Below are 4,132 nucleotides of genomic sequence, written 5' to 3'. Positions count from 1 at the left end.
TCGTATGGAAGTAAGCCCGACGATTTTAGCATCGCATGGCCATAAGTCTATGAAGTTTTACCCTCATAGAGCGATGTTTGTGCGTCAACGTGTCGCACCAAAGATATTTTCTATCTCACGGCTGGCAAGCAGGTCTTTTACGTTCTGTGTGATACCCGTCGGAATACCACCCCATTTACGGAATCGCTTCCAGATTTCCACACTGTACGCAGCTGTCTGTTCTTCTTTTAAAAGCAGATGAAACTCATCAATATAGTATCTGGTACTCTTATTCGCTGAACGGTTAATCGTTACTCTGTTCCATACCTGATCCTGTACGATCAGCATACCAAGCTTTTTCAGCTGTTTTCCTAAGTCTTTGATGTCGAAACATACCATGCGGTTATTCAGTTCCACGTTGGTTCTGTGGTTGAATACTCTCAGAGAACCATTGACGTAGATTTCCAGTGCAGTCGCAAGACGCTGTGCCTCCTGTTCCTTCTGCTCACGGAGAAGATTATATAAATCCTCTAAGATCGGCATTTTTTCCGGTACTGGGTCAGAAAGAAAGTCCTGATACACCAGACGTACACAACGGTCAATAACTGTTTTTTCTACCGGCTCCAGTCCATTCTTCCCACCAACTACCAGCTCACAAAGAGACAGGATAAAGTCAGACTTTAAGGAAAGTGGGTCATCATCATCTGCGTAATCCAGATTGATGTCCATCGGATTGATATAATCATGGCTGGTCGGTGAAATGCGGATAACCTGTCCATGAAATGCCCGGAACAACGGATAATACTCCCCTTCCGGATCACACACGATAATGTCATCTTTTGTCACGATAAATGCGTTGGTGATCTCACGCTTTGCCGCAAATGACTTACCGGCACCCGGTGTACCCAAAATCAAACCATTCGGGTTTTTCAGTTTCTTTCTGTCTGCCATGATCAGATTATTGGACAGGGCATTTAAACCATAGTAAATGGATTCCCCACCCATAAACAATTCCTGTGTGGTAAACGGAACAAAGATTGCCGTAGATGTTGTGGTAAGTGCCCTTTTGATAGGCACAAGATTCATAGCAAGCGGCAGGCAACTCATAAGCCCCGGCTCCTGCTGATAATCCAGACGTTTCAATGCACAGTTATATTTCTGTGCAATACCGGCAGTCTGGAATACGACATTTTCAAGCTCCTGTTTTGTCTCTGCCGTATTTAAAAACAGTGCCGTTACAAGGAACATTCTCTCATTCCTGGACTGTAAATCTTCCAGAAGTCTCTTGGCTTCTCCACCATATGTAGTTAAGTCTGATGGGATAATGTCCATGTCATATCCGGCACGAACTGCCTTTTTCTGCTCCTCAATCTTCATCCGGTTAATATCGGTCACCTTGCTCTTTACCAGCTTGATCGCTTTCATCTGGTCAATGGACTGGATATGGAAGTTCACCATAAGGTTACTGTCCATCTCCAAAAACTCTGCCAGCATCTTGTCCGTAAGCTCCGGTGCAAGAATCTGAAGATAAGAGACGGCTCCTATCGTTCCACCCATCTGAAAATCTTTTCCATTCTTAAATACGAAACTGGTCGGTGCGATATAATCCTTTGTGCTAAGACCTGTACGAAGTACCTCATCATAAGAAAAATGAAAAGGGACTTTACTATCCTGATTGAATGTCTCGTACATGATCTGCAGCCTTTCCGTTCCATTCAGCGGATACGCTGTCACTCCAAGAATCTTGAAATTATTCATAATATCCGACTCGATACGTTCCAGTTTCGGTCGTGCTTCCCGGATACTCTCTGCTTCGATACCAAACGTGATATATTTGGTACGCATCAGACCATTATTTCCTTTTGCCAGCTGATTATTAAGCATCTGTGCAAACTCCATACGCAGATCATCAAACTCATCCTCCTGCGGATTGATATGGATAACCTTTTCATACTCCGCCATGTTGCTGTGCTGATTGATAAAGGAAAGCTGAAAATGAATCGTGCTGTCAAAATAATTTAAGAAGTCACACCAGTTTTCAAAGATCGCATTTTTATCCTCATTCTGAGCTAACTGGTAGTTGATGTCATAAAAACGGATGGTCTTGGAATAAAATTTATCCTGTACACGACAGATACCATCTCTCCCCATCTCATGATAAGGAATGGACTGCTGTGCTGTAATCCGTTTATCTTTGGCAGTATTTGCTACTTTCTTTTCAGTGCTTCCACCTTTTTCTCCTGAAACCTTCTTCCCTTCCGGCTGCTGTCTTGGCAGTGCTGTAGCTGAACTGCTCTTTTTCTTCTTTGCACTTTTCTTTGCTTCACGCATTGCCTGTTTCTCTGCTTTTGCCGCAAGCTTCGCTTCTTTCTTCGCATTTTTCTTATCCGCTTTTTCATGCTCTTTATGAAGTTTCGCTTCATATTTCTGTGCCCTTTTCAAAGCCTTCTTTTCCCTGCGGGTCAGCTTTCTGTTTGGTCGGCGTACCCCTCTCTGTCTTTCTAATGCTTCATAACCCGTTACCATTGGCTCGCTGTGCAGTCTGCCGCTTACCGGCTTACTGCTGACCGCCAGATCTGGAATATCTTCTCCACCATCCTCTTCATCCAGCCAGTAATCATTTGGATAACATTCTTCTTCCAATCTCTGTGGTGGCTGTCTATCGTTTTTTCTTTTTAACACTCTTCTGTCCTCCCTTCTTTTTTCTGACCATGATAAATTTCTTCTCATACAGATTTTCCATCTGATACTTCCGTACCGGAGGACGGATAAATTTCACGGTGATCATATTTTTCAAAACCTTTTCTAACGGAAGCCCATCCTTTTCATACATGGCAAATAAAAATGCCGGAAGCATCAAAAGGCACATCCCGGTCGCTGCGTTACTGGAACCGATGATCCCTCTGGTAAGGAAATAAAATGGTACTCCCACTGCCGCTGCAATCCCAAAACAGATCAGCTGCCGTTTGGTCAAGTTGAAGATGATCTTATTTTTGACCTTGGTTAAGTCTTTAGGCACTGATACAAATGCCATTGCCAGTTCCTCCTTTCTTAGTGAGCGTTGAAGATACTACGGGCAAAGTTTCCTGTTTTCATCAAACTGAAACAAAGGATCACCGTGTATGCCATCACGCCGAACAATGCAGAATGTATGTTATCTGACATCTGGATATTCGCTACTAAGACTGCGTAAATTCCCACGCAGACCATCATAAAGAATCCCTGAAATGCCAGTGCAAACAATCCACGAAGATAGTTGTTTCCAATCTGCCCCCATTCCCGGTTAGACATAGTTGCAAATGGAATAGCTCCAACGGACGAATAGAGATAGATTTCAATCATACGCCCATACAAAATCACTGTAATAAAGACTGAGATAACCTTCATACACAGGCTCACAAGCATCGTTTCCAGTGCCAGTATGACAAGTTCACCGATTTCCATAGATTCCATTGCCGTTTCCATCGTGGTAATCATCGTATCTATATTGATCGCTGTATCGGAACTGATGACACCAGCGGCCCGGCTCACTACTGACTGCCCGACATCAAATACCGCCATGGTAATCGTGAAAGTATGGCTGACGATCCAGACTGCCACCCACATCTTGAAAAAATATTTAAAGAACATCCATGTATCAATGTCATGCATATTGTTCTTTTCTGTTAACATGGAAATCAGCTCATAACAAAGCACAAAGGTAATAATCATACCGGCAATCGGTACAATGACCGAATCGGAAAGATTTTGTATCATGCTGAAAATGTTCCCATTCCAGCCCTGCGGTGTCTGCCCAACCTGAGCAGCAATCTGACCGGTCTTTTCATTGACATCGGTATACATTGTTGTCAGGTTGGAACTTACCATGCCTGTCAGAAGATTCCTCATCCATTCTTCAATCGCTTCAAATATCCGATCCATGAGTCATCTCCCTCCTAAGTTTCTCAGCTAAACAAACCGGAAAGTAACGGTACAAGCTGGGTGCCGATCAAAACAACACCACCTCCCGCCATCAGCTGCTTAATCCCCTGGGATTTTGCACCCGATAGCGATAGGTAATCCTTTGAAGTTATCTCCGGATTTTCCCCCGCTCCACACCGTGCATGCGACTTTCACCGCACACGGCGCTCCATCGAATTCAGCCGTCCAGGGC

The 4,132-nt window shown here is 43.9% G+C and carries 3 protein-coding genes and 1 pseudogene; all 4 read right to left on the bottom strand.

Annotated elements, in window-relative coordinates; all coding sequences use genetic code 11:
* Positions 1-84: 84 nt before the first annotated feature.
* A complete protein-coding gene (locus ACTNES_RS19735; protein WP_441040469.1) occupies positions 85-2,661 on the bottom strand; it encodes a VirB4-like conjugal transfer ATPase, CD1110 family in 2,577 nt (858 codons plus the stop codon).
* Positions 2,639-3,013, bottom strand: a complete 375-nt coding sequence (locus ACTNES_RS19730; protein WP_055052947.1) for a PrgI family protein — start codon at positions 3,011-3,013, stop codon at positions 2,639-2,641. Before ACTNES_RS19730 ends, ACTNES_RS19735 begins: the two co-directional genes overlap by 23 nt.
* A gap of 17 nt (positions 3,014-3,030) precedes the next feature.
* Complete coding sequence (locus tag ACTNES_RS19725; RefSeq protein WP_055056582.1) at positions 3,031-3,900, bottom strand: VirB6/TrbL-like conjugal transfer protein, CD1112 family; 870 nt, start codon at positions 3,898-3,900, stop codon at positions 3,031-3,033.
* Between the two features lie 23 nt (positions 3,901-3,923).
* Positions 3,924-4,022, bottom strand: a pseudogene (locus tag ACTNES_RS19720) (Maff2 family mobile element protein); the annotation flags it as partial.
* Between the last annotated feature and the right edge of the window lie 110 nt (positions 4,023-4,132).

It is taken from the genome of Blautia sp. HCP3S3_D9 (assembly GCF_052063845.1).
Classification (GTDB): domain Bacteria; phylum Bacillota; class Clostridia; order Lachnospirales; family Lachnospiraceae; genus Blautia_A.
The sequence above is the reverse complement of the archived record's forward strand: the minus strand, read 5'-3'. Positions and strand labels throughout refer to the sequence as shown.

Excerpts from the sequence above, each read along its gene's own strand:
- ACTNES_RS19730 (WP_055052947.1), bottom strand. The coding sequence starts at position 3,013 with ATGGCATTTGTATCAGTGCCTAAAGACTTAACCAAGGTCAAAAATAAG.
- ACTNES_RS19725 (WP_055056582.1), bottom strand. The coding sequence starts at position 3,900 with ATGGATCGGATATTTGAAGCGATTGAAGAATGGATGAGGAATCTTCTG.